Annotated in this window: 20 protein-coding genes; 5 read left to right on the top strand and 15 right to left on the bottom strand. The window is 42.7% G+C overall.

Going from position 1 to position 21,031, the window contains the following annotated elements; all coding sequences use genetic code 11:
* Window positions 1–101: 101 nt before the first annotated feature.
* Entirely contained in the window at window positions 102–1,841 is a 1,740-nt protein-coding gene (locus KJS58_RS01630) for an Rqc2 family fibronectin-binding protein (RefSeq protein WP_213529870.1), read from the top strand.
* A gap of 121 nt (window positions 1,842–1,962) precedes the next feature.
* Here KJS58_RS01630 and KJS58_RS01635 read toward each other — a convergent pair whose 3' ends face one another.
* From KJS58_RS01635 to KJS58_RS01675, 9 genes are all read right to left on the bottom strand, one after another.
* Complete coding sequence (locus KJS58_RS01635; protein WP_213529872.1) at window positions 1,963–2,853, bottom strand: PHP domain-containing protein; 891 nt, start codon at window positions 2,851–2,853, stop codon at window positions 1,963–1,965.
* 67 nt (window positions 2,854–2,920) lie between these two features.
* Complete coding sequence (locus KJS58_RS01640; protein ID WP_213529874.1) at window positions 2,921–3,853, bottom strand: selenium metabolism-associated LysR family transcriptional regulator; 933 nt, start codon at window positions 3,851–3,853, stop codon at window positions 2,921–2,923.
* Between the two features lie 107 nt (window positions 3,854–3,960).
* Window positions 3,961–4,398 (bottom strand): hypothetical protein, encoded by a 438-nt coding sequence (locus tag KJS58_RS01645; RefSeq protein ID WP_191799070.1) that lies wholly within the window; start codon window positions 4,396–4,398, stop codon window positions 3,961–3,963.
* Between the two features lie 248 nt (window positions 4,399–4,646).
* A complete protein-coding gene (locus KJS58_RS01650; RefSeq protein ID WP_213529876.1) occupies window positions 4,647–4,916 on the bottom strand; it encodes a YlbG family protein in 270 nt (89 codons plus the stop codon).
* A gap of 95 nt (window positions 4,917–5,011) precedes the next feature.
* Entirely contained in the window at window positions 5,012–5,452 is a 441-nt protein-coding gene (locus KJS58_RS01655) for a YlbF/YmcA family competence regulator (RefSeq protein WP_191799068.1), read from the bottom strand.
* A 127-nt stretch (window positions 5,453–5,579) separates the two neighbouring features.
* Window positions 5,580–7,493 carry a helicase-associated domain-containing protein gene (locus tag KJS58_RS01660; RefSeq protein WP_213529878.1) on the bottom strand — a complete coding sequence of 638 codons (1,914 nt, stop codon included), beginning with the start codon at window positions 7,491–7,493 and terminating at the stop codon, window positions 5,580–5,582.
* The gene (locus KJS58_RS01665) at window positions 7,490–9,178 is read right to left on the bottom strand and encodes a DNA repair helicase XPB (RefSeq protein WP_213529880.1); all 1,689 of its coding nucleotides are present in this window, start codon (window positions 9,176–9,178) and stop codon (window positions 7,490–7,492) included. The genes KJS58_RS01660 and KJS58_RS01665 overlap by 4 nt, the downstream gene beginning before the upstream one ends.
* A gap of 175 nt (window positions 9,179–9,353) precedes the next feature.
* Window positions 9,354–9,785 (bottom strand): CBS domain-containing protein, encoded by a 432-nt coding sequence (locus KJS58_RS01670; RefSeq protein WP_213529882.1) that lies wholly within the window; start codon window positions 9,783–9,785, stop codon window positions 9,354–9,356.
* A gap of 124 nt (window positions 9,786–9,909) precedes the next feature.
* A complete protein-coding gene (locus tag KJS58_RS01675) occupies window positions 9,910–11,052 on the bottom strand; it encodes a M20 metallopeptidase family protein (protein ID WP_213530262.1) in 1,143 nt (380 codons plus the stop codon).
* A gap of 201 nt (window positions 11,053–11,253) precedes the next feature.
* On the opposite strand from KJS58_RS01675, the gene KJS58_RS01680 reads away from it, so the two are divergent.
* Window positions 11,254–11,601: a YugN family protein gene (locus KJS58_RS01680; protein WP_191799064.1), complete on the top strand. Its 348-nt coding sequence runs from the start codon at window positions 11,254–11,256 to the stop codon at window positions 11,599–11,601.
* Between the two features lie 14 nt (window positions 11,602–11,615).
* A complete protein-coding gene (gene ftsW / locus KJS58_RS01685; protein ID WP_213529884.1) occupies window positions 11,616–12,890 on the top strand; it encodes a putative lipid II flippase FtsW in 1,275 nt (424 codons plus the stop codon).
* Between the two features lie 108 nt (window positions 12,891–12,998).
* On the opposite strand, the gene KJS58_RS01690 is transcribed toward ftsW, so the two are convergent.
* Complete coding sequence (locus tag KJS58_RS01690) at window positions 12,999–13,361, bottom strand: Asp23/Gls24 family envelope stress response protein (RefSeq protein ID WP_191799062.1); 363 nt, start codon at window positions 13,359–13,361, stop codon at window positions 12,999–13,001.
* A gap of 231 nt (window positions 13,362–13,592) precedes the next feature.
* Between KJS58_RS01690 and cax the strand changes: the two genes are divergently transcribed.
* Complete coding sequence (gene cax / locus KJS58_RS01695) at window positions 13,593–14,648, top strand: calcium/proton exchanger (protein ID WP_213529886.1); 1,056 nt, start codon at window positions 13,593–13,595, stop codon at window positions 14,646–14,648.
* Window positions 14,649–14,711: 63 nt separating this feature from the next.
* On the opposite strand, the gene KJS58_RS01700 is transcribed toward cax, so the two are convergent.
* The 5 genes from KJS58_RS01700 to KJS58_RS01720 all read right to left on the bottom strand — a co-directional run bounded on the left by KJS58_RS01700 (window position 14,712) and on the right by KJS58_RS01720 (window position 19,638).
* Window positions 14,712–15,008 (bottom strand): Fpa/YlaN family protein, encoded by a 297-nt coding sequence (locus tag KJS58_RS01700; RefSeq protein WP_213529888.1) that lies wholly within the window; start codon window positions 15,006–15,008, stop codon window positions 14,712–14,714.
* Window positions 15,009–15,148: 140 nt separating this feature from the next.
* Entirely contained in the window at window positions 15,149–15,394 is a 246-nt protein-coding gene (locus KJS58_RS01705) for an HPr family phosphocarrier protein (RefSeq protein ID WP_191799060.1), read from the bottom strand.
* Window positions 15,395–15,509: 115 nt separating this feature from the next.
* Window positions 15,510–16,625 carry an aminopeptidase gene (locus KJS58_RS01710; RefSeq protein ID WP_213529890.1) on the bottom strand — a complete coding sequence of 372 codons (1,116 nt, stop codon included), beginning with the start codon at window positions 16,623–16,625 and terminating at the stop codon, window positions 15,510–15,512.
* A 103-nt stretch (window positions 16,626–16,728) separates the two neighbouring features.
* The gene (locus tag KJS58_RS01715) at window positions 16,729–17,508 is read right to left on the bottom strand and encodes a hypothetical protein (protein WP_213529892.1); all 780 of its coding nucleotides are present in this window, start codon (window positions 17,506–17,508) and stop codon (window positions 16,729–16,731) included.
* 123 nt (window positions 17,509–17,631) lie between these two features.
* Window positions 17,632–19,638: a sensor domain-containing diguanylate cyclase gene (locus KJS58_RS01720; protein ID WP_213529894.1), complete on the bottom strand. Its 2,007-nt coding sequence runs from the start codon at window positions 19,636–19,638 to the stop codon at window positions 17,632–17,634.
* 493 nt (window positions 19,639–20,131) lie between these two features.
* Between KJS58_RS01720 and rpsD the strand changes: the two genes are divergently transcribed.
* The gene (rpsD, locus tag KJS58_RS01725; protein WP_213529896.1) at window positions 20,132–20,734 is read left to right on the top strand and encodes a 30S ribosomal protein S4; all 603 of its coding nucleotides are present in this window, start codon (window positions 20,132–20,134) and stop codon (window positions 20,732–20,734) included.
* Window positions 20,735–21,031: the final 297 nt, after the last annotated feature.

Raw genomic sequence — 21,031 nt, forward strand, 5'->3', positions numbered from 1 at the left:
AGTTTTTGTTCAAACTATGGCATGATAGATGGAGAAGAAATTTACACAAGCGCAACATGAATATAAAAACCAACCTGATACAAGATGGGAGAACATAGATTATGGCATTAGACGGAATTGTCGTTCGTTCTATCGTGCATGAGCTTCAAGTGCTCATTGGTGGACGAATGAGTAAAATACATCAACCTAACAGTCGCGATATTGTGATTAGTCTTCGAGCAGGGCGTGAGAACACTAAATTGCTGATCTCAGCTAGTCCTACTTATCCGCGTGTTCAATTCACAAAACAAACGTTTGTGAATCCAACAGAAGCACCTATGTTCTGTATGCTGCTTCGCAAACACTGCGAAGGGGCTATTATTGAGAAAATTAGCCAAGTCGGCATGGAAAGAATTATTCATATTGATGTTCGGCAGCGGGACGAAATCGGAGATGTTTCCACGAAGAAAATTATTATTGAACTGATGGGCAGACACAGCAATGTGATCTTGGTAGACCCTTCCACAGGCAATATTTTAGATGGAATCCACCATGTGACGCCTGCGATCAGCAGTTACCGTGTCATTATGCCTGGGTTCTCATACATGGAACCTCCGCAGCAGAATAAAGAAAATCCGCTCACCGCAAATGTTTCTTCCTTTGCATCATATGAGAGCTATGAAGGAAGTGCATCGAAATGGCTGGTGGAAACTTTTAGCGGACTCAGCCCGCTGATTGCGGAAGAGATTGCATTCCGCGGCAAGCAGAATGATGCAGATGCGGTACGGGACAAAGAACAACTGTGGAATGGTTTCTCTGAAGTGATGAATCTCGTATCCGGCAACAAGTTCACGCCCGTCATTGCAACGAATGCAAAAGAAAAAATGGTTTTTTCCGCCATTCCTCTCACTCATCTGAATGAGAATCAAACGTATGATTCGATTAGTGCATGTATGGAAGATTACTATGGAGAAAAGGCGGAACGGGACGTTGTCAAACAGAAAGTCAGTGACCTCCTTCGGTTCCTGCAAAATGAACGTAATAAAAACATTAAGAAACTAGATCATCTGAATGCGGACCTTGCGGAAGCGGATGATGCGGATCAGTACCGAATTTACGGTGAACTGCTGTTTTCTTCTCTTCATGCCATTCAAAAAGGAGATAAAGAAGCAGTTCTTACGAACTTCTATGATGAGAACCAAGCTGAAGTACGCATCCCGCTTGACCCGCTTTTGACTCCATCCGATAACGCTCAGCGTTATTTTAAGAAATACAATAAATACAAAAACAGCCTGCAGATCATTGAGGAACAACTAATCAAAACACGCGAAGAAATCATGTACATGGACAACTTATTACAGCAGCTGGCTTCTGCATCGATAAACGATGTCGAAGAGATTCGGGAAGAACTGGTCTCTGAAGGGTATCTTCGGGACCGTAATAAAAAAGAAAATAAGAAAAAGAAAAAGAAGAATCAACTTCCTTCTCTGCAAGTGTTCACGTCTTCCGATGGTACCGAAATTTATGTAGGCAAAAACAACCTGCAAAATGAATACTTGACGAATCGTCTGGCAAGTTCTAATGATACATGGCTTCATACAAAAGACATCCCGGGCTCACACGTTGTAATACGCTCTACCTCCTTCTCTGAGCAGACCTTGGAAGAAGCAGCCATGATTGCGGCTTATTACAGCCAGGCCAAAGAGTCTAGCAGTGTACCTGTGGATTATACGACCATCCGTCATGTGAAAAAACCTAGCGGTGCAAAACCCGGTTTTGTGATTTATGATAATCAAAAAACGCTGTTTGTTACACCGAGCGAAGATCTAATTAAAAGGCTGCCTAGCCACATTAAGAATTGATCTTACCCTGCTTTTCCAAAAAAAGAGGAAATCAAAAAGCAGCGTTCCCTATACGATAGAGAACGCTGCTTTTTACGACTGCAGAGACAAATTAGCTAGTCTAGTTTGTCTCTGCCGTTTTTTATTTTCCCGAACCAGCCTCGTATAGTTGACTGAGAACAGAAGCATCTACGGTCACGCTGCCGAGATCCCCGTGGAATACAACTCCTTGCCTCGCCCCATGAAAATCAGAGCCGCCTGTTACAATCAGATTGTACTGCTTAGCCATTGCAAGATATCGCTTTTCCTCTTCGGGGCCGTGATCTGAATGGTAAACTTCAATTCCCGCCGGATGACCATGTTCTATTATTTTTCGAACGAGTTCATCGTCGCCATAAAGCCCCGGATGGGCAAGCACCGGCGTTCCGCCTGCAGCTCTAATCCAGGAAAATGCATCTTCTGGTGTCACCCGCGGAACACTGACAAATCCCGGTTTACCTTCTGCTAAATAAAGATCGAAAGCTTCCCGCATGTTACTTACATATCCTTTTGCTACAAGCGTATCCGCAATATGCGGACGCCCAACTGTCTCATCCTTTTCCAGCGGTCGTCCCATCTCCCGAATTACGTCTTCCATAGAAATTACGAGCCCAAGCTCATTTAACTTCTCCAGAATAAGGATATTCCGTTCCTCACGGGTTCTGCGCAGGGTCTCCAGCCTGTTGAGAAATTCAGGGTTCTTTATATCCACGTAGTACCCAAGCACATGAATTTCTTTTCCCTCAAGTCTAGTACTGATCTCAACACCAGGTACAACCACGATCCCATATTCTTCACCCGCTGCGAGCGCTTCTTCTACTCCTGCAACCGTATCGTGATCTGTAATCGCCACAGCAGCAAGACCTTTGTTATGCGCGATGCGAACATTCTCAGAAGACGGCTGCATTCCGTCCGATGCCTGGCTATGCGTATGAAGATCACATTTTCCATTTAAAAGTTCTACATTAGCTGCTTCTTTTGCCGATCTATTCATACGAATGCCTCCTTTCCATTCCTTTGTCATGCTTTATACAATATACACGGATTCTAGAAAACAAATCCTAAGATGTGCTTTGTCCTATCCTGCCGATCACGTCTAAGTCCTCAGCATGCTTTTTCAAATAATTTAAAAAAGTAACGGCCGAGATGGGTAACATGGAAGACTTCGAATATACCTCATAAAATTCCCGAGAGAATGTAATATCTTTTAAATCAAGCACTTTTACAAGGCCGAGCGCCACTTCATGCTTCACAGAATAGGGTGAAATAATGGTAATTCCAACACCCGCTTCCACCGCGGATTTAATAGCCCCCGTACTGCCAAGTTCCATGACGGTATTTAGACTCGATGGTTCAATCCCTTTATCTTTCATCGCAGCCTCCATCACTTGTCTCGTTCCCGATCCTTTTTCTCTTACGATAAATGGATACTCCAGAATATCTTCAAGCTTTACCTCTTGCAAAAGAACAAGTGGATGCTGTGCAGGAACAATCAGCTTCAACTCATCATGCATGCCTGGCTCTACAATAAGATCTGGATGAGACAGCGGTGCCTCAATCATGCCAAAGTTCAACTGGTTTTTCATAATTCCTTCAACAATTTGCGTGGTATTCATTACATTCATCACGATCGAGATATCGGGATACTTCTTGCCAAAAGGACCGAGCAGTCTTGGCAGTACATACTCACCGATGGTCAGACTCGCTCCAATTAATAGACGTCCCTGCAGCCTGTCTGTGTAGGCGGCTACCGCTTCATCCGTTTCACGAAATAACTCCATACTTCTCAGTGCGTAAGGAAGCAGGGCCTCACCTGCTTCAGAAAGCTCTATTTTTTTAGTGGAGCGATGAATTAATTTGGTTCCAAAATAATCTTCAAGTGATTGAATTTGCATGGTAACCGCAGGCTGTGTCATATGTAGAGCTTGAGCTGCTGCCGAAAAACTTCCTTTTTCCGCAACCGTATAAAAGATATGTAATTGGTGAAAATTCATCGAACTATCCCCCCTGGCCTTCATCATATTGTAACCGATTTATACCAAAAAAAAAGTGTGCAGCTTCTGCACACCTTATCTTCACTACATTTACAAAAAAGTCCTGCTTATCTACGTTTGCGGCTGTTCTTGACCAGTGTCATGCGCCTAGAATGACGCAACCAGGAATAATAAGTTTTGAGATCTCGAAGTTCCATCGTCTCCGACATTCTTCCGAGAAACGTTACAATAATCATTTTATGAAGGGGATTACCTGTAATATCGTATTCACCAGGCAACTCCGCAAATTCCGCAACCACGACAAGATCGCCATCAATTAAATATACATCTTGTTCATTTCGATAGTAAGGTGAGATCCTGTTCTGTTTGAGGCATTCCCACAACCATGCTGCAATGTTCTCAAAATCATTATTATCTTGTCTGACTCGGTCAACATATCGAAGTTTAGCATGGTTCGTTATGACAATGTCAGCCACTTTTTTATCACCCAAAGCCACAAAAAAAGGTTCATAGGTGCTCCAACGCTGCATTAACTTGTCACGCATGGGATATCACTCTCCACAAGATAGGTCTTTCTATCTACATATTTATCCAATATATTACATCATAAGTCCCGGAATCTCAAGTTGAAAATTAAGATCCTATCTCATAAATCCTAAATCCTGTAATTTCGAATCGCAGAGCTAAGTCACTAGCACTATTTATTCATGCTCATATAAAATAACAGGAGCGACCAAAGGCGGGCCGCTCCAATCTATAACCTATTCAAAAAGTCAGCATTACCTAGTATCCGTTAACCGATACCGCCATAAAAGCTGGTCTTATCCGGAATATCTTTACTATACTCCGTCTTAATTTCATTACGATAAGATCGTTCTATTTTGCGTACATAAGAGAGTTTACGTACGTTCTTCATTGTATCTTCCGCACGTTCCGCATTCACATACATTACGACATAATGCATTTTTTTAGAAATATAATGTACGGTTCCATACTTGTCTAGATTGCGCGCAGCCTTTACATCACTTACCCATATGATATATCCTGTTCGTTCCGCAAACATGCGAATTTCACCTCTTTTGTAGGATTTGCATCTCTTTCTATCTATTGCAAAATCCTCTTACCAGAATTCAATTCTGGTAAGCGATTCTATACATATTAACCTCCGCAGCCGCAGCTTCCACCGCCGCCGCATCCACCTTTTGGTGAATGGTTATTACTTGGTACTTTAATTGTGCTTGATACGGAGAAAGCAATTGTTTCAGACATTTGATGGAGTAGGCTATCGAGCTGTTGCTCCGCTTCTTTAAAACGAATCACTTCTTCGAAAGTATCCAGTTTGTCTTCTACTGCCTTCACTTCATCTTTGGCACTATGGAAGTTAGGATGGAAATGGCCGAAACGCTGTGTTTCTGCAAACAGTTCCTTCTTATCTTCGAGCTTACGTACCCACTCTTGTATTTCTGGATTCGATTGAACCCGCTCTTTCCAATATAAATAATCTGAAACCAACGTGGATTCGTTGATCATATCGCCCAGTTCATAGGCGTAAGTCAACACTTGGGCCATATCGACCGTGTTAAGTTCAGATACGCTCATGAAATTCATCCCGATCTATAATAAAGTTCCACTTCCTTAAAAAATATGAAAGCGGACTATAACCTATCATAACATACCCGATTGTTCATAAGAAGAGTTTTGTTCCTAAACCCTCTCAGGATTTTACTTAATCTGGTAAAATTAAGATAAGCTTTGTCCATTCAGCAGGTACAAGTGTACGCTGCTCAGCTACTATTCTATTGGGTCCAGGGAGCAGCCAACCATTTACAGCCCATGGCTCGCCTTTGCCGATTGATTCAGGGATGAACTCCTGCCTGTGTCCCTCCATCTCCACTCCCATTCGGGTACGCCAGTTGATGGCCTGCTGTACCAGCTGTTTCGCTGTAGATGGATGGTACTCTCTCCATTCACTTACCCACATCTTCGGTACCTCTGTTATGTCTGGCATAATTGCGGCCTCATCACGGTCCTCCTGTACCCCTTCATAGTAATGCAGGTTTCGGCCTGTGTATACAAATCCCTGCCTTCCTTCTTCATTAAAATGGATAAATGGATTCTCTTCTACTGATGACAGCGTGACCTCGTCCTCTATCGAAACAGCCGGATATTTCCGTTCTTCTGTATCGATTCCTTTAACTGCCTTCGCTGGGGTGAGTCCCATCATCGTGAGTCGCTTTCTTACTTCCATCAATTTGTCTCGCTCCAGTATGAAATGCAGCGGCCCAATTCTTTGTAAAGACTCATTCCACGATGGATATGACTCAATTTGATCTGCATCCTGCTTATTTTCTGCACTTAGCAGCATGACTTGTGAAAAAGAAGTTCTTCCAAGTTCACTTCCCCATTGTTTCAGTGCCAAGAGAACATTCTCAGGAATCGATCCTTGTGCATACCGAGTCAGCCATGTAAGCACCAAGGATGGAGTAATCCCCACTTCAGCACCTTCACTTAGTCGCTCTCGCGTCAGTTTATAGATGGTCATATGGTCTCGTACCGCAAGATCAGCACAGCCTTCTAATAGCCACCTTATAGAATAAGGCGCATCAGGAGGAACAATCACTTCAAAATCGGGCTGTACATAGATAGCTGGCTCTGTATAATGCTCTGTATCTTCCAAGTCATAAATGATAGGATTCGTCCACCGGAAGTATAAAGCCTCGTCCGAAGCCGTAGACATTCCGGTATCTCCATAACCGAACGCAGCGAGCAGCGTGACCCATCCTTTTGCATAACTTTGGAATTCAGCAAGATCTTGTTCATTAATGATACTGACCTGTACAAATCGCTGACAAATCAGATCTATGCTCAGCCAATACCCAGCATCTTTCCGGCTAAATAGGGTCAACAGATAGCGAAAATGCTGCAATCCAGCTTCTCCTGCATTATAGCGCTCCATAATGGCGGTATAGATATTTCTCTCCATCTGATACCTATCTAACTGCACCCAGCGGCTAACGTAGGATTCATCCAGCCCGATTTCTGCCTCGTATTTCTTGGCAAGTCCGAGCGTAAATACTAAGTCGAGAAGCACGGCTACCTGTACAGGATAAATCTCCGGATGGGCATAGGATAATTTCAACAATTGAAAGTCCGTACTTCTTAATACCGTTACATTTTCAATTTTGGATATCGTTTTTTTATGTATCGTCCCTTTTGCTGTCAGCGGAACACCGTGGATCGCAATGTAAGACAGCAGGTGAAGTATTTCCCCCGCAATGTTTGGCCTTGCTTCCATAGCAACTTGTATGTTTCCAGCTGAGCTGCGTGAAATTTCACCAATTTCATCATCAAATAAGGGCAGTACATACTTCTCTGTCAAAAAGGAATGATGCCGGGAAGGGATAAAGTAGATATGTTCTCCCCATGTTTTTTTGGCTGCATCGATAAAGCCCTTTCTACGCAAACCAAATAACGCAATATCCACCTCAAGTCCGCTCATTTTCCCAGCAAATAAGCTTTTAAGTTTCTCCATTTGAAATGGATTTCCGCCGAACTCTAAAAAAGCGGCCTGTAGAAATTGAGCTTCATTCGCAGACCACTCTACTTTTTCTAATGATGTTGTCGTTTCTTCATTCTTCAACCGGAGGCAACCTCCTTTTCGTCTGTTACGTGATATTCGTATCCTTGTTCTATGAGAAAGAGTTGTCTTTTTAGAGCAAAATCCTGTTCTTTTGTATTTTCCGAAACCAGCGTATAAAAATAAGCACGGTTATTTCCCTCTTTGGGCCGCAAGATGCGTCCTAGCCGCTGAGCTTCTTCCTGACGTGAACCGAAACTGCCCGAAATCTCAATAGCTAGCGCAGCATCCGGCAGATCTACGGCAAAATTGGCTACTTTTGATACAACCAACACCGTGATTTCTTTTTCACGAAAAGCAGTATACAGCCTCGATCGCTCCTGTTCACTTGTTGCTCCTGTAATGAGCGGAACACCGAGTTCTTTTGCCATTGCCTTCAATTGCCCAACATATTGCCCGATAATGAGAGCAGGGACATTCGGATGTAGAGCAAGCAGCCTTTTTACCACATTAATCTTGGCTGGATTCTCTGCTGCTAATCGAAACTTCTGTCTGCTCTCCGCGTACATATAGGCTTCCTTAAGTTCATCGGACATGGGAACACGCACTTCATTGCAATTCACCTCCGCAATCCAGCCCTCCTGTTCGAGCTCCTTCCAGGGTAATTCATAACGTTTAGGTCCAATGAGTGAAAATACATCCTCCTCCCGGCCGTCTTCTCTAACAAGCGTCGCTGTAAGCCCGAGTCTTCTGGTCGCTTGGATATCCGCGGTAGCTCTGAACACCGGAGCAGGTAAAAGATGAACCTCATCATAAATAATCAGTCCCCAGCTACGTTCTCCGAACAACTTCATATGCGTAAACTCGCTTTCCTTCGATTTGCGATGCGTCATAATTTGATAGGTTGCCACCGTCACTGGCTTGACTTCCTTACTATGACCAGAGTATTCACCAATCGATGCGGATGGAATCGTTGTCTTCTGCTCAATCTCACGAATCCATTGCCTTACCGAAGTCGTATTCGATGTCAGAATGAGCACTTCCGTCTGTAGTCGTTCCATAACCGCCATGCCGATAATTGTCTTTCCCGCTCCACAAGGCAGAACAAGGATCCCGCTTCCACCAAAGCCATCTTTTCCTTCAAAGGCAGTCGCTGCTTCTCTCTGGTAATCTCGGAGTTCAAAGGGTTTGTTATGTAACGAGCTGCCTGTGTTTCTCCACTGAAAAGAAAGCGGGCTTCCGTGTTTATATCCTGCCAGGTCCATTACCGGGTAACCGAGCCTCGTAAGATCTTGCTTCAACAGTCCTCGGTACTTGCCGAGCACCTTCAGTTCGGTATCCGATAATCTGCTTAACTCGTAAGCAGTTAGTGATGGATGTGCTAGAATTTCTCCGAGCAGGTCCGTATCTTCACTAACCAGCCGAAAATCTTCTGACCGCGCGTCTGCTTGCAGAGTCAACTTACCGTATTTTTCAATAAGCTGCCTGATCTCTTGAGTAAGCGATGCAGGTACATTCCAGCGGGACACAGACTCTAATCTGCTAAGGATCTCATCAGCAGAATAACCTAAGGCAGCGGCGCTCCATAATGTAAGCGGCGTTATTTTGTATGTATGAAAAGCAGGAGGACTCTTAGTCAGCTCCGCAAAAGGAAGAATGAGTTCTCTCGCTTTTTCGGACTGAGGATGGGCTGTCTCCAGCAAAATGGTAAAGTCACGCTGTACAATACATGCATGATGTGAGTTCATAGGTGTTTGCCTCCTTTATATCCAGTATTTCCTTTCAAGCGGACGTTTATATCCATCATGGATCTCTCATCTAACCTAAAATACAAAGAAAAAAGTTCATCTATCACCCATCAGGCGAAAATGAACTTTTTCTTGTTTATCATAGTATACAGGACTCTCGGCTCGTTCCCAAATATTAATGAGAAGGTTCAGAAATGTCGGTAAGAGCACTGCCGGCATTATTCTGAGACGAAGACTCCGTTGCGATATCGCCCAGGGATAAGATACCCACGAGTTCTCCATTATCAACGACAGGCAGTCTACGAACTTGATGCGCTGCCATCATTTTTGCTGCCTCATCAATAGAAGCTGTAGAATTTACGGTATGCACATCCGCAGTCATAACTTCACTTACTTTCGTAGAACCCGGATTTTTTGAGGCAATTCCGCGCAGAACAAGATCACGGTCCGTTACAACCCCTACTAGCTTACGATGATCTTCTGTTTCTACAATTGGAATAAACTCCGTATCATATTCTTTCATATTCAGTGCAACATCATATACATGCTTGTCCAGTGACACCGGAACAACATTGGTGGACATCACATCAGATACATTTTTATTCATTAGAAGCCTACTCCTCATCTATAAGATCTCTAACAACGCCTGGATTCGTGCTCTTTTGTTAGAGTACCCAAATAAACAAGTCACATTCGTTTTCTCTCATGAACTGATCATATTATGCCCTATCTTATGTCCTATCGTATTCTTTTAGGTAATCTTTCGTTATCTGAATAAATAGTTTCATGGCATCGAGCATTGCACTTTCATCAAAATCAAATCTCGGATGATGATGCGGATATACGGCATCTAATTGCTCATTCCCCGCACCGACAAACATGAAACAGCCTGGTTTCTCTTTCAAATAATACGCAAAATCTTCAGCAGGCATCATCTTCGGCGATACGCTTGCCCGCTCTGCTCCGAACTCTTCAGAAACCACCTTGAAAAATCGTTCTGCTTCCTTCTCATCATTAATGACGGGCGGATAACCCATCAAGTATTTGATCTCCGCCTCGGCACCGTACGCGGCAGCGATCTGATTCGTTAATGTATGTATACGTTCTTTTATGATATATCTCGTTTCTTCATCAAAGGTGCGGACCGTTCCACTTATTTTATAGGTTTCGGCAATCACATTCTGAGCAGCCCCTGCCTGAATGGTTCCAATGGTCAGCACAGCGGGCTTAAGCGGATCGACCGAACGACTCACTATACTTTGCATCTGCAGCACTAAGGCAGATCCAGCAACAATACTGTCAATACTCGCATGAGGTACGCCGCCATGTCCTCCTTTACCTTTCAGCTCGATATAGAAGTCATCAGCGCCAGCCATCATAGCCCCAGAAGTGCTGGCATACGTACGGACAGGCATAGGGGACCATAAATGAATGCCATAAATCACATCTACCTCTTCCAAGGCTCCGCTAGCAATCACCTTAACTGCCCCTCCCGGAAGAAGCTCTTCTGCGGGTTGAAACAAAAACCTAATCTCTCCAATAAACTCATCTATATGCTCACTCATATAACCGGCCGTTGCCAGCAGCGTTGATGTATGTCCATCGTGACCGCAGGCATGCATTACACCATCAACTTGAGATTTATAAGGAACTGACTTTTCATCTTGAATAGGGAGCGCATCTATATCTGCTCGAAGCATCACTACAGGTCCAGGCCGTCCTGAGCGCAGTATTCCAATAACACCATGTCCTCCGACATTTGTAACGACTTCAAGGCCGAATGAACCTAGATGTTCAGCAATAAACTTTGATGTTTCGGATTCCTGAAAAGAAAGTTCCGGATGCTGGTGAAGATGACGTCTCCACTCTATCATCTTGCCGATCCATTCTTCATAGGTATGCTCTATTCTCACGCTCTCCACCCCTTCAAATGTTTTCTTATTTAATTGTAGCAGAATTTATATGTAAACGATATGAAATGGAAGGTTATGGAAAGCTTGCACATGCTGAGGAAACATACTAATATGAAACTAGAAATGTAAGGGAGATTTTATATATAGGAGGTATGGTCGTCAATGATATTTGAAAACACAGGCCTGGACGGTTTAAAAAGTGATCTGGCGTACATGGACGAAAGTGCCGAGAAAGTCGGATTTATTCGTTGGCAGTGGGAATATTACCGCGCTACATACGACTACAAAATTGAGGACAACAAGACAAAAAGCGAATATTTCTTGCGCATTAATACACGGGCAATCGAGGGCAAACTAGAGAAACCAGACACCATTCTTTCGGTAGAAGCTGTTTATATCGGAAGAGCGACATTCCCCCATGGACTAGAGTATGAGAGTGAAATTCCTTCTCCTGTTCTGAATGTAGCTAATGAGAAAATAAAAGAACTCAAGGAACTGCTTGAAGCTTAGGCACTATGAATTCTATGAAGAAAAATACAGCTAGGCCTCAGAGAAAAGGTTTGCCTGATTATCAGCTACTGATCCTCACCTTGCTGCTTACCGGTTTCGGACTGGTTATGGTTTACAGCTCGAGTTCCAGCATTGCCCTCATGTCTGAAAAACTCAACTTTGACGCACTTCACTACACGAAAAGACAAGCGGTATATGCCATACTCGGCGTTATAGGCATGTTTGTTGCTATGAATATTCCTTTTGCAAAATACAAGCAATTATATAAACCCTTATTTTTTATTACCATTCTGATGCTCGTTGCCGTTCTATTCGTCGGAGTAGAAATCAACAACGCTAGAAGTTGGTTTAATCTTGGAATTGGAACTTTACAGCCTTCCGAGATTGCCAAAATATCGATCATTCTGTATTTAGCTGCGCTTATTACTAAAAAAGGCGAGCGTTTCCGAGATCTCAAAACAGGATATATCCCGGTGATGATTATTGTCGGCTTTGTTGCGGGACTCATCATGCTGCAACCTGACTTTGGTTCTACCTTTATCCTCGTTGCAACCTGCGGCCTCATTATTTACGCAGGCGGGGCAAGTATGAAGCACATCATGGGTTCCATCGGACTGCTCATTCTAGGCGCGGCCATTGTCATGGGTGCTGGTTATCTAGTGGATTTAATGTCCGGGAATGTATCCGGAAGTTCATACAGTTATAAGCTGGCACGGTTTCAATCTTTTCTCGATCCGTTTCATGATAAGACAGGAGATTCTTACAACCTGGTGAACTCACTTACCGCCATCGGAACAGGCGGCTTTACGGGTACAGGAATTGGCCAAGGGGTAATTAAGCTTCACTATCTACCCAATGCATTTAATGACTTTATCTTTGCTGTCATCGGCGAAGAACTCGGATTCATCGGCACTACTATTTTCCTCATTATTTATGTTTACTTTATCTGGCGAGGGTTTACGATTGCACTTCGCTGCAAGGACATCTTCGGGACACTCGTTGGCGTCGGGATTATGGGGCTTATTGCAATTCAGGCCTTCATCAATATCGGCGGAGTTACCCAAACGATCCCTGTTACTGGGGTAACTCTTCCTTTTATCAGCTTTGGAGGAACCTCTTTGCTCGTAACGATGACAAGTATCGGGATCATGCTTAGTATTTCCCGGGAAAACAATTTGGAAATATCGCAAGAGACGGTTAAATCCGTTCGAACGGTAACGGAAGAACGACCATCCCCAGCTCTTGTCACGCGGAATTCGCAAAAACGACGCAGTTCACGATCCAGGTAATAAAAGAAGGACAGTTTCGGTATTTACCGAGACTGTCCTTCTTTATGCGGCTTTTATGCCATCCATTATGATAGGTAAGATCAAACATTGTAAGATAAGATTTGCATCTTATTGCTCGTCGCCTCGGAAGGAAACACCTTCTACCTTCACGTTCACTTCAACAACTCGAAGACCTGTCATACTTTCTACTGCCTCACGTACATTCTGCTGAAGCATCCGGGATACTTCGTGAATAGGTGTCTCGTAAAGAACAATAATGCGGAGATCAATGGCTGTTTCCGTTGTTCCTACTTCTACAGTGACACCCTTTTGCACATTTTTTCCGCTGAGGCGTTTGGCCCAGCCTTCAGATAAACCTCCAGACATTGCTGCAATCCCCGGAGTTTCTAACGCTGCAAGGCCAGCAATTTTTGCTACAACATCATTGGATATCCGGATGTCGCCTGTTTCGATTTTTAGCTGTTCTGACATGCCATATCCTCCTTTGCTTCTTTATAAGATATTTTAATGCTTCTGCCCCCCAAATTGCAAATAAAAGTGCCATCTGACTGCTTAGGCAATGAAAACAATTTCATAATTCAGCAATATATCAAATGTTTCATATTACATGTTTCATATTACATGTTAAAGGGGGAATATAGTTATGAATTATGATCAAACTTCGTTCTTGCAAATTAAACGTTAGAAAAAAGGAGACTACATATGAGTAAAGTTAGAACCTCGCTGCTGATCATTACATTTTTACTAAGTGCGGTTTCCCATTACCTTCACTTTGACCCGCTTATTCAGTTTGCCCTATCCGCCATCGCCGTAGTCTTTGTAGCTGGATTTTTAGGAAAAGCCACAGAGAATGTAGCTCACTATGCAGGGGAACGACTAGGCGGATTTCTCAATGCCACTTTTGGGAATGCAGCCGAACTTATTATTGCTATCTTTCTCGTTAAAGAAGGTCTTTATGACATGGTCAAAGCAAGTTTGACTGGTTCCATTATCGGTAATTTACTGCTTGTGCTTGGTCTTAGTATTTTTCTCGGAGGCACCAAATTTAAGGTTCAGAATTTTAACCAATCCCTTGCGGGAATGAACGGTTCTCTCATGATTGTTGCCGTAATCGCCCTGTTTGTGCCGGCAGTATTTTTTAATACCCATACGATTACTGTCCCTCAAACCGAAACCTTGAGTCTCATTGTAGCTGGTATTCTTATTGTTGCCTATATTGCTTGGATCATTTTCTCGATGATTACACATAAAGACATCCTTGCAGAGAACGTTGCTGAAGGAGAAACTCATGAGGAGCCTGCCTGGTCTAAGAAAAAATCAATTGCTTATCTTGTACTCGCTACAGTGATGGTTGCTTTTGTCAGTGAATGGCTTGTTGGAACGCTGGAAACCCTGACTGTTCGATTTGGTCTTAGTGAAGTCTTTGTCGGTGCATTCCTGGTAGCGATTGTAGGAAACGCAGCTGAACACAGTGCAGCAGTCCTGCTCGCTATGAAAAATAAAATCGGAGCAGCTGTTGAGATTGCAGTAGGCAGCAGTTTGCAAATCGCGTTGTTTGTTGCACCCGTACTCGTCTTCACTAGTTTCTTCTTTGGAAACACCATGGACATCGTATTTACTACGATTGAACTCGTAGCCATTGGCGTTGCCGTATTTATCTCCAAATCGATTATTCAAGATGGATCCACCAACTGGTACGAAGGGCTTCTTCTTATGGCTGTCTATGCTATTCTCGGTGTATCGTTCTTCTTGATTTAAGCTTATATACAAAAAAAGCATGCATCTCCAATCTGCATGCTTCTATGAAAAGATGCCAGGAGCTTACTCCTGGTTTCCTTTATTATTAAGTGCCTCGTACAGGACAGCAAGATTACGTTCAAGGTTGTTTACCAACTGTTTACCTGTATCGACCGGAAGAAGACCTGCACGCACTGCAAAATCGACTTCTTTTGAAAATCCGAACACTTGCGTATCCAGTACTTCCTCATAGAGAGGGCAATAACGGGTTGCCAGATTCTCCATCTGAACTTGAATCAGTTTTTCTATTTTATATGCATCTTCTTCAAGAAGACGAATTGCTTTGGAATTAAGTTGTTCTTGCAGATCTGATGAAGTCATGCACTCTTCCCCCCTACGTCCAGAATCTTGTACAACAATCTAATCTTAATATTAGACGAAAACCGTTCTCAATACAAGAAGCATCTAAAAAAAGCATCTTCGCCAAATTTGGCAAAGATGCTTTTACTGCTGTGTTGCTGTTATTCTTTTGCAAGCGAAACAGTAAGTCCATGTTTTTCGAATACTTCAGATAACTCTTTCTTCGCTTCATCTGCATCTGGTCCATGAACATGAAGTTCATAGTTTTTGCCGCCAACAAGTGTGGTGAATAGTCCCAGAATGCTCTTCACATCAATGTACTTTGTGTCAGAGTGGAGTACGATGGAAGAAGCGAATTTGCTGGCCGTTTGCGCAATCTCCACCACTGCCGCGTTATTATTCGACATAGGAATCCCTCCGTCTAGTGTAAGAATATTCTACTCTTTATAACCACTAACAATATACATTGAATCCGCTTTCTTAGCAACTACATTTTCCATTTACTTGTTAGCTTCGTTTGTTTTAAACCAAGTTTTCGGGATTCAGTCCTTGCAGTTCTGGGATGACAAAAATTCCATCTTTACGGATAAGTACATCATCAAAATAAATCTCTCCACCGCCGTACTCCGGACGCTGAATAAGTACCAGGTCCCAGTGAATGGATGAAGTGTTTCCGTTATCTGTTACATCATATGCCTGCCCTGGCGTAAAATGAAGACTTCCTGCAATCTTTTCATCAAACAGGATATCTTTCATCGGGTGCAGAATATGCGGATTAAATCCAATAGCAAATTCACCGATGTAACGTGCACCCTCATCTGTGTCCAAAATTTCATTGAGTCGTTTCGTATCATTACTTGTAGCTTCTACAATCTTACCGTTCTCAAAACGGAATTTAATATTCTCAAATGTAATCCCATTGTATAACGTAGGTGTGTTATAGCTGATTGTCCCATTTACAGAATCGCGAACGGGTGCGCTATATACTTCTCCATCCGGAATGTTTTTCTCTCCCGCACATTTTTCTGCTCCAATGGATTTAATGGAGAAATGTAGATCAGTTCCGGGGCTGACAATGCGGACTTTATCGGTTTTGCGCATCAGCTCAGCCAATGGATCTTGTGCTTTGTCCATTTTGGCATAATCCAAATTACATACCTTGAAATAAAAGTCTTCAAATGCTTCTGTACTCGTGTTCGCAAGCTGCGCCATACTTGCATTCGGATAACGAAGTACTACCCACTTCGTACGCTTCACACGTTCTTCGCTATGTACAGGGTGAGAATAGAGTGCATTGTACATTTTCATTTTTTCTTCAGGCACATCAGAGAGGTCATTCGCATTTTCTCCAGCGCGAATTCCGATATATCCATCCATAAGTTCCATTCGCTTCAAGTCAATCTCTGCCCATGTTTTCAGCTGTGCTTCTGTTGCACCCATCAGCATGGAACGGAGTACTGTTTTATCAGTCAGCTGAACAAACGCATTACCGCCGGCTTTACCGATTTCTTCAATAATTGCATTCAGCAGGTCGCGTTCTGAGCCGATCATCTCCACTAGAACATTTTCTCCTGGTTGTACATTTACAGAATATCCAACCAAATTTTGAGCAAGTTTTTGAATTCTTGGATCTTTCATCGTTATATGTTACCTCCTTCATGTAGTAAAGCTTCTATCGTTGTCTAACATTTCCATTGTATCATGCAGTTTGTCTGATGGGATACTTCATGTCAGAACTCAGTTACTTATAATGATCAAAATATACATCCGTCACAAGAAGTTCTTTTTTAGGGGCTCCTTCTGCTTTCTCGTAATGAATCTCACTTTCAGAAGACAACCTCAGGGGAAGATTCGTTTTTTTATCAATGAGCAAATGATATACGAGTGTAGCTTGTGCCCTTGTCAGATAATCTTCCAGCTGACTTTTCTGCTGTTCATACAGGGTATTCAGTTCCTTCAAACATTCACTGCGTTTATCATTAGGAACCGAACTCGTGAGAGCAGGAAGTTCACTCTGAAGTTCCTGCATTTCCTCTTCAAGCTGATTACTTAGATACGTTACCGCTTCTTCACCTTCAAGTTCAATTCTAATCATTTGTTTCCCTCTCGGGACACCATACTCCGTACGAAACGTTTTGTTTTTTGTCTGTTCAATAGCTTCTAATTGGGCTAAGGGATTCCAGCGCGCTAGAGGTGGTTTTGTTCCATCTAAAGACTCCGCTTTCCACTCTTTATTCACCCTTTTCAAAGTAAGTGACCTTGTTTTTGTGTCTGTACTGCTCGGAGATAACTGACCCTCAATAACGATCTCATTATGGTTTGTGAGCGTCCCTGAATACTGATATTCAGTATCAAATAATCCATGATCATCCGTTCGAATAGCCGCTTTTCCTCGAAACTTCATCTCTTCTTTACCAGCTAATCCCGTTAATGCACGTTGAAAGATTTCTTTTGGGTCCTCCTGATACCTGTAAGCACAACCCGTTCCCCAGGACAGAACAGCGACGCATAGGATTGCCATCAAGAAACGATATAATGATCTACACATATCAACCCAACCTTTCCTCATTTATTGTTAGGTTGGCCTCAGTGTACTACTTATATCCATAAAAAAGAGCGTCCTCCTTTTTAAAGGAAGCGCTCCTTATCTGTACCTATTTTTATTCTCAATACATACCCGATTTCTACCGCTGTTTTTAGCTTCATATAAAGCCATATCTGCACGGTAGAACAGCGATTCAACACTGACTTGATCATCAAGCCAGCACCATTCCCCAATTCCGCAGGATACCGTAATCGATGGAGAAGTTCGCTTCGAGATTTGTACCCGGATATTCTCTGCAATAAAGAGCGCTTGCTGCGCACTGACCTGAGGTAAATAAATGGCCATCTCTTCCCCGCCCCATCTTGCACATAGGTCATCTGGACCTCCACTTTCGCGAATGACATCACTTACCTGGGTGAGTACTTGATCACCGATCTGATGACCATAAGAATCATTTACTTGTTTGAAATCATCAAGGTCAATAACGATCAGTGAACCACAAAAGTCACTGCTCTGTCTTTCTTCTATCATTCGGTCCACATAATGCCTTACGTACAAACCCGTTAACGCGTCTACTGTTGCCAGTCTCTTTACTTCGGCATGAAGAGTGGCATTCGTAACAGCAAGTCCAATATGAACACCCAGCATATCCATGAAACGAAAGTTATCGTAAGAGAAAAACTGTTTATTCTGATGTGTAACTAAAATAGCGCCTTCAACCTGTCCGCTTATGCGTAGAGGTACGGCCATCATAGACTTAGAGTTTGTTATATCCATAAAAATAGAGCTTGGACCGGTATGTTTCTCATAGTCAAAAATGATAATAGGTTCTCCTGTACGATATACCTCTCCACTGATCCCGTAGAGCGAGTACTTCTCTTGTCCTAACGAAGGCAGCGTTGAATTCAGAACACGGAACTGCTGATCTTCCGGATCAAGCTTAAGGATACAGCAAGCTTTTGCCTTAAAAATACGCATTAGCTGCTGCACAGCGTATTCATAAATGTCTGCCAGCTGCAAACTCTGATTTATTTTTTTGGTTAACTCGTCTATCATTCGAAGTTCTTGAATGAGTGTATTCGATTGCTGATGCATCTTGGCATTCTCATAAGCTGTTCCAGCCGTATCCGCCATCATGACGATTAGCTGGATATCCACATCCTCTATTATTTCTTTAGGAGTTTCAATATGAAAAACACCGTATGTCCCCTGCTTCCCTCTAAAAGGAATCCCAAATTCGTATTTTTCCAGCCCAAGCGGCTGAGAAATCATTCTTTCTTCTGTATAAGCCATAGCACATACCGGATTGTATTGCCCTTGTAAATACAGCGGTTTGATCCGCGGATCTTCTGTAATTCCATCTTGTGACATGTACAGTGTCAGACGAGCTGCCGGGAACAGAAAAGCTACGCTGTCAAACACCTCTTCCAAAACGGTCTGAACATCCATTCGATCGTGCATCCGCTGTACAATTTGAAATAGAATGGAACGTCGTCTATTTTCTTTTTCTGTTGTTTTATGAATATGCAGCAAATCGGATAGAAAGTGGTGCTCAAAATGACGATAAAAACTAGACTGAAAAAAAAGCTTTGCCGCTTCTAACACTTCAAGGATACCCTCTCTTACTTCTGCTTCTGGTACAGCGACGCACAGAACACCAAGCTGTTTTCCTTCAAGCCGCGTCTGGAGCGGTATTGTGTATAACCGGTAATGCTTATATTCTGAAATTACGGACTGCTGTGGATAAAGTCGGATATCTGTATCTACTTGCTCTAGTGCTTGGAATACAGCTTCTTTTATAGAAGAAAAGAGTTCTCCGCTTTTAGCCACACATAATTTATTACTGTTCCACAGTGAAAACACCGAATGCTTTAGAGAAGGGATACACTGAATCTGATGATTCCATTCCTTAAATGCCTCACGGAGCAAACGATCATTATACGCAGAATCAAAAGTGCTAACATCAAGATGATACAACCACTCCTCTTTTTCATTCCAATAACCTTGTTCTTCATGCAAAAGAGGAGGCGGAAAAGTCTGAATGCCCCGGTCGGAGTTCTTTACATTACGTGCATTATAGAAAGTGCTATGTAATTGTTCTGTCATATAGGCGCTCCTTTGCACCTTTGGTGACCCAGCAAGTAACGGGATCAGGGCCAAAAGGCATGGTCGATTCATATCACATGGATGTGTCTACGATCTTCTTATGTTCTTACTTTTTAATATTAAAGTATTTGATGGTTTAAATTTAAGATACAATCTATATTACTCTCTTTACTGGCACTTTGCACCTTTTTTAAAGAAATCAGCACTACTTTTTTAGGTCTAATTACCTATCGACAAAATAAGACGAAATTCTACTTTGTCATTCTCTTGACTTCGTACTCTAATTTAATATAATATATATTGTTGAACAAGACTGTTATGGTCTTAAATTTGGGCGTAACGTTGTGTCACCCTCACAGCTCTTTGTTGCTGATTGAACAGCGGCTGAACTTTTCAATCGGTTGTATACCTCAAATAACAGGTAATACGAAACAAAAAGCGGCGCAAATAGAGCCCCATCTGATAATTTATAATAAAAGGAGTTACTCTAAACATGGCACGTTACACTGGTCCTAAATTTAAATTAAGTCGCCGTCTCGGCATCTCTCTCAGCGGTACAGGTAAAGAATTGGCAAAACGCCCTTTCCCTCCTGGCCAACATGGTCCTAACCAACGGAGAAAAATCAGCAACTACGGTATGCAACTTCAAGAAAAGCAAAAATTGCGCCACATGTACGGTTTGGGTGAAAAGCAGTTCCGTACTTTGTTCGCTAAAGCACAAAAAATGCAAGGTATCGCTGGTGAGAACTTCATGTTCCTACTAGAATGCCGTCTTGACAACTTGGTTTACCGTCTTGGATTTGCTAACTCCCGTGCAGGAGCACGTCAATTGGTATCTCACGGACACATTACTGTTAACGGTAAAAAAGTAGATATCGCGTCTTACGCTGTAAACATTGGTGATGTAATTGGTCTGCGTGAAAAATCTCGCAACCTTTCTTCTGTAAAAGAAGCGATTGCAAACCGTTCACACCTTCCTGCTTACATTGAGTACAACGAAGCAGCTCTTGAAGGCAGATTTATCCGTCTTCCAGAACGTGCTGAGCTTTCTCAAGATATCGACGAGAAACAAATCGTCGAGTTCTACAACCGTTAAGATCTGAGTCAAGCTTTAAATCCCCTGCGCTTTATGCCAGGGGATTTACTATATGAGAAAAAACGACAGATGAGAACAAAAAAACACCCGAATCCGTATGAATGGTTCGGGTGTTTTTTTTCATTTTTATAAAGATCGCACTTTTGTATAGGAGCCGGCTAAGCAAGATTTCTCCTGTGTTAGGCTCGCTCATTTATGTTAATGCTATACCATAAATCAACAGATTTACCCTCAAATAGGGTCTTACAAGTACATATTCCGAGCAAGGATGTCAATTTCCGCTCCTTCCCACCATTT

The sequence above is a fragment of the Paenibacillus sp. J45TS6 genome, assembly GCF_018403285.1.
In the GTDB taxonomy this organism is placed as follows: domain Bacteria; phylum Bacillota; class Bacilli; order Paenibacillales; family Paenibacillaceae; genus Paenibacillus.